The organism is Acinetobacter sp. YH01020, from assembly GCF_013420275.1.
Lineage (GTDB): Bacteria > Pseudomonadota > Gammaproteobacteria > Pseudomonadales > Moraxellaceae > Acinetobacter > Acinetobacter amyesii.
Map to the genome: position 1 here is coordinate 1 of NZ_VOYN01000102.1, position 3,372 is coordinate 3,372.

The 3,372-nt window shown below is 35.5% G+C and carries 4 protein-coding genes and 2 pseudogenes; 3 read left to right on the forward strand and 3 right to left on the reverse strand.

Going from position 1 to position 3,372, the window contains the following annotated elements; all coding sequences use genetic code 11:
• Window positions 1-123 precede the first annotated feature (123 nt).
• Window positions 124-672, forward strand: a pseudogene (locus FTT85_RS18145) (high-affinity choline transporter BetT); the annotation flags it as partial.
• A gap of 12 nt (window positions 673-684) precedes the next feature.
• A complete protein-coding gene (locus FTT85_RS18150) occupies window positions 685-1,302 on the forward strand; it encodes a MarC family protein (RefSeq protein WP_104442422.1) in 618 nt (205 codons plus the stop codon).
• A 284-nt stretch (window positions 1,303-1,586) separates the two neighbouring features.
• Here the strand turns inward: FTT85_RS18150 and FTT85_RS18155 are convergent, their stop codons facing one another.
• The 3 genes from FTT85_RS18155 to FTT85_RS18165 form a co-directional block, all read right to left on the reverse strand.
• Window positions 1,587-1,907, reverse strand: a complete 321-nt coding sequence (locus FTT85_RS18155; RefSeq protein WP_104442421.1) for a hypothetical protein — start codon at window positions 1,905-1,907, stop codon at window positions 1,587-1,589.
• Window positions 1,907-2,188: a type II toxin-antitoxin system RelB/DinJ family antitoxin gene (locus FTT85_RS18160; protein ID WP_035270626.1), complete on the reverse strand. Its 282-nt coding sequence runs from the start codon at window positions 2,186-2,188 to the stop codon at window positions 1,907-1,909. The genes FTT85_RS18155 and FTT85_RS18160 overlap by 1 nt, the downstream gene beginning before the upstream one ends.
• Before the next feature lie 371 nt (window positions 2,189-2,559).
• Window positions 2,560-3,078, reverse strand: a complete 519-nt coding sequence (locus FTT85_RS18165) for a hypothetical protein (RefSeq protein WP_257232202.1) — start codon at window positions 3,076-3,078, stop codon at window positions 2,560-2,562.
• A gap of 227 nt (window positions 3,079-3,305) precedes the next feature.
• On the opposite strand from FTT85_RS18165, the pseudogene FTT85_RS18905 reads away from it, so the two are divergent.
• A pseudogene (locus FTT85_RS18905) lies at window positions 3,306-3,372 on the forward strand (helix-turn-helix domain-containing protein); the annotation flags it as partial.

Sequence of the window (3,372 nt, forward strand, 5' to 3'; positions counted from 1 at the left end):
GGTCGTACACCACTTGAAACTTTACTTGATGGAAAACGGATTTGGGCTGAGAAGAATTTAGCTCAAATTTAACCTGACAGACACAATAAAAAATGGGTAACTGTCAGATCAGGTTTGAGCTAGTACAAGTCATTGCGTTTAGAAGACTATCGACAAGCTAGTAGCAGTTTAAATGCTGCACCCGTGGTGGGCAATGTCGACATCCTCAACTGGAAAAAGCGTTTGTCCCGAGTCATGCACCATCCAGGAACAACTGAAACTCGGCGTATGCTCGATGACATCTGCCGGCCTGCGGTGATGGCGGTTGCCGAGGAAATGCAAAAACGTGGTATCGACATCAGTGTTCAAGAAAGTGCGCTAGAAGAAGACTCAAATCTATATCATTTAGATTTGATGATTCATTTGGAAGAAGAACAAAACTTTGTCTATCAAATTTGGCCAGTACGTTATATCGCTCCGACCTTTAGTGAACGAGGCAAACTGGGTAAACGCTTCTACTACCGTCTTGAAACTTATTTGTATGAAGGTTCTCAAGGCAACGACCTTGTTGGTTATACCAAAGAGCAAGTGATTAATGATGTGCTGGATCGTTATGAGCGCCATATGACCTTCTTACATATCAATCGAATCAGTCCAGGGAATCGTCCCTTATTTCCAGACCCTCAAGGATAATTAGGAGGAACCATGTTGACCTCATATTTACATGCTTTTGCTTTGTTTTTCTCATTGCTGAATCCGTTTTTAATGAGTATTTACATGATTGGCATGATTCGGAACTCCGAAGCTAAAGTGTTTAATAAAGCCTTGATTCAGGGCTGTCTCATTGCTTTTATAGTATTTATGCTGTTCGCATGGGGTGGGGAAGCGATTTTTAGTAAATATTTAAATGTACGCTTTGAAGCCTTTCAAATATTTGGTGGTCTGATCTTCTTGGTGATTGGTTATCGCTACGTGTTTCAGGGAGCAGATACCATTGGTGAAATGCGTGGTGCGCCTGAGCATTTGGCAGGAACCATTGCGATGCCTTTTATGATTGGTCCAGGAACCATCAGTGCTGCTGTGGTGACAGGTATGGCACTGCCAATCAGCGGCGCAGCGATGATTATTTTTCTGACTTTGGCGTTGACCTGTGGCTTGATGATTTTAATGAAATTTGCGCATGACCATTTGCGTTATAAGCATGCCAAATATATTGACCGTTATGTTGATATTGTCGGGCGACTGTCAGCCTTACTGATTGGGACTATTGCGGTAGATATGATTATTAATGGGGTTTTAGGTGTTTTAACAGAAACGTACTGACATACTCCCACCACTTTCGCTTAGCTTAAGTGGTGGATTCTAAAAGACAATACTCTTAGGCGACTTTTTTTTGCGGATTTCACTTGTTTTTTGCTTAGTAGGTCGACCTTTACTACACATCTTCCAAAAACATAACTGTTAGTCCCACCGCCCACCGATGTGTCTGGCTGCAGATAAAGTTCGACCTGATGCTGTTTAAAATCAGCTGCGAAGATTCTGCTGGTTTTTTACTGCAAATTCATATTTAAATGATCATTAAGTATTGTGCTAATCTGGACAAACAGTTATTGCTCTTTAAGATGATTAATTAATCGTTCATAGTCATTTTTAGAAAGTTTACCAATGTAAGTTAATTTTGTCATATCAATTGGCAATTGATATGTCTGTACAGTATCAATCCATGATTTTTTACTTAGTCCAACCGATTTCCAATCTGTAATTTCAATATATTTACTTTTAATAAAGTCAGATTTATTGTCATATTGACTGCTTAAACGGAATACGATGTAGTCTTTTTTTGTTTGTCGAATATATAAAACTGGACGGGTTTTACCATCTGCTATGTCTGTAAAACCAACGTAAGCCCAATACAAGTCCTGTGCCATTAGTATCCACCATCATCATTTAAAAACTCTTGAGCAGATTTTGTATCGGATACTTTTACACTCGGAATATTATGGCTCAGGGCTATGAGTTGTGCTGTATTAAAATCATCATCACTTATTTGATTACTCACAGGAATTCGACCTGTTTTAGCAATTTCAGCCATAACCATACTAAAAACAGATGCAGGGGTTAGCCCAACTTTTTTGATTATGTACTCTGCTGATTCTGAGATTGCCTCATCCACAGTATATTGAACTCTTTTTTTAATTAGCGTAGACATTTAACACCTCTTAATCTTTTTAATGCCATTTTACGGCATAAAGTGACACCAAACAAGTAAATAGTAAGTGTCCATTCTTAATAAGAATTGGTGTCCAAGTAGCTGTTGATGTGCATCATAGACCGGACATTTTTATTAGTGAGAATATAGACACTTTAAATGGGTTCTAACAACAGCATTTCGTATAACGCGTATTATGTTAATTTTAGGAAAACTTACAAAATGTATATGTTAAAGATTATTGTTTGGGTGATCCTCATTTTAGTAATCTTATTGGGAATACAATGGATGTTTCATGGCTTTCCAACAGGAAATTAATATTAAGCATTTATAAAAAAATTCATAAATTAGACTTAAGGTAAACATAATAATTAAGGCTTATCTAGATAGCCTAACATCTTAATGTCATGCTTATTACTCTTGAAAGCATCTATGTCTTTAAAGGAATTTTCTGAAATAGCTTCAATACTGGGTGTTATATTACTTGAAGAAATGTAATATAAATTATTAAATTTTTTAATAAAAATTTTTATAGAAGTTTCATTATTTCCCATAACTAAAGAGTTTGTATACTTCATTTTTGCATACTTATTTCCATATTTAGCGTAGATATAATAATCACTATATTTATTGATTTTAGTATTTCCATAATCTTGAATCTGAGCATCCTTATATAAAAATAAATACGTATTTGTCTGACCAATATGTTTACTTGGCTCATAACCATCTAGTAAATAACCATATGTATTTATTATTATTTTTAAATTATCTTTCCTTATATCTTCATCTAAGTCAATACTGATCTGAGTTTCATATTTCTTTTCAAAATTAGCAGCTATTACCATAATTAGGCCTATAAGGATGATAAAAATTCCAATTTTTTTCTTCAATTTACGTTATTCCTATGATCATTAAATTGATTTTGGAATGCTGTTTCTATTAATACACCATTGATAAATTTTTTCATGGGTAGAGCAGGTGGAGAAAATAGTGGCACACCACGAGTTGCAGCAAAACCATCAGTCACAGTGGTAACTAATAAACGAGGCGATGTTGTTAAGTTGACAAAAATAACTAATCATGCGAAAAAGTTTTTTTAGTTAACAGATGTTCACACATGCCTCGAATTGTTTCTGTACCACTTAGTTTAGAACAGCGAGAACGACTCATTTTTCTGGCCAAGC

Bases quoted from the DNA above. Each gene is read 5' to 3' on its own strand.
- FTT85_RS18150 (WP_104442422.1), top strand. From the start codon at position 685: ATGTTGACCTCATATTTACATGCTTTTGCTTTGTTTTTCTCATTGCTG.
- FTT85_RS18155 (WP_104442421.1), bottom strand. From the start codon at position 1,907: ATGGCACAGGACTTGTATTGGGCTTACGTTGGTTTTACAGACATAGCA.
- FTT85_RS18160 (WP_035270626.1), bottom strand. From the start codon at position 2,188: ATGTCTACGCTAATTAAAAAAAGAGTTCAATATACTGTGGATGAGGCA.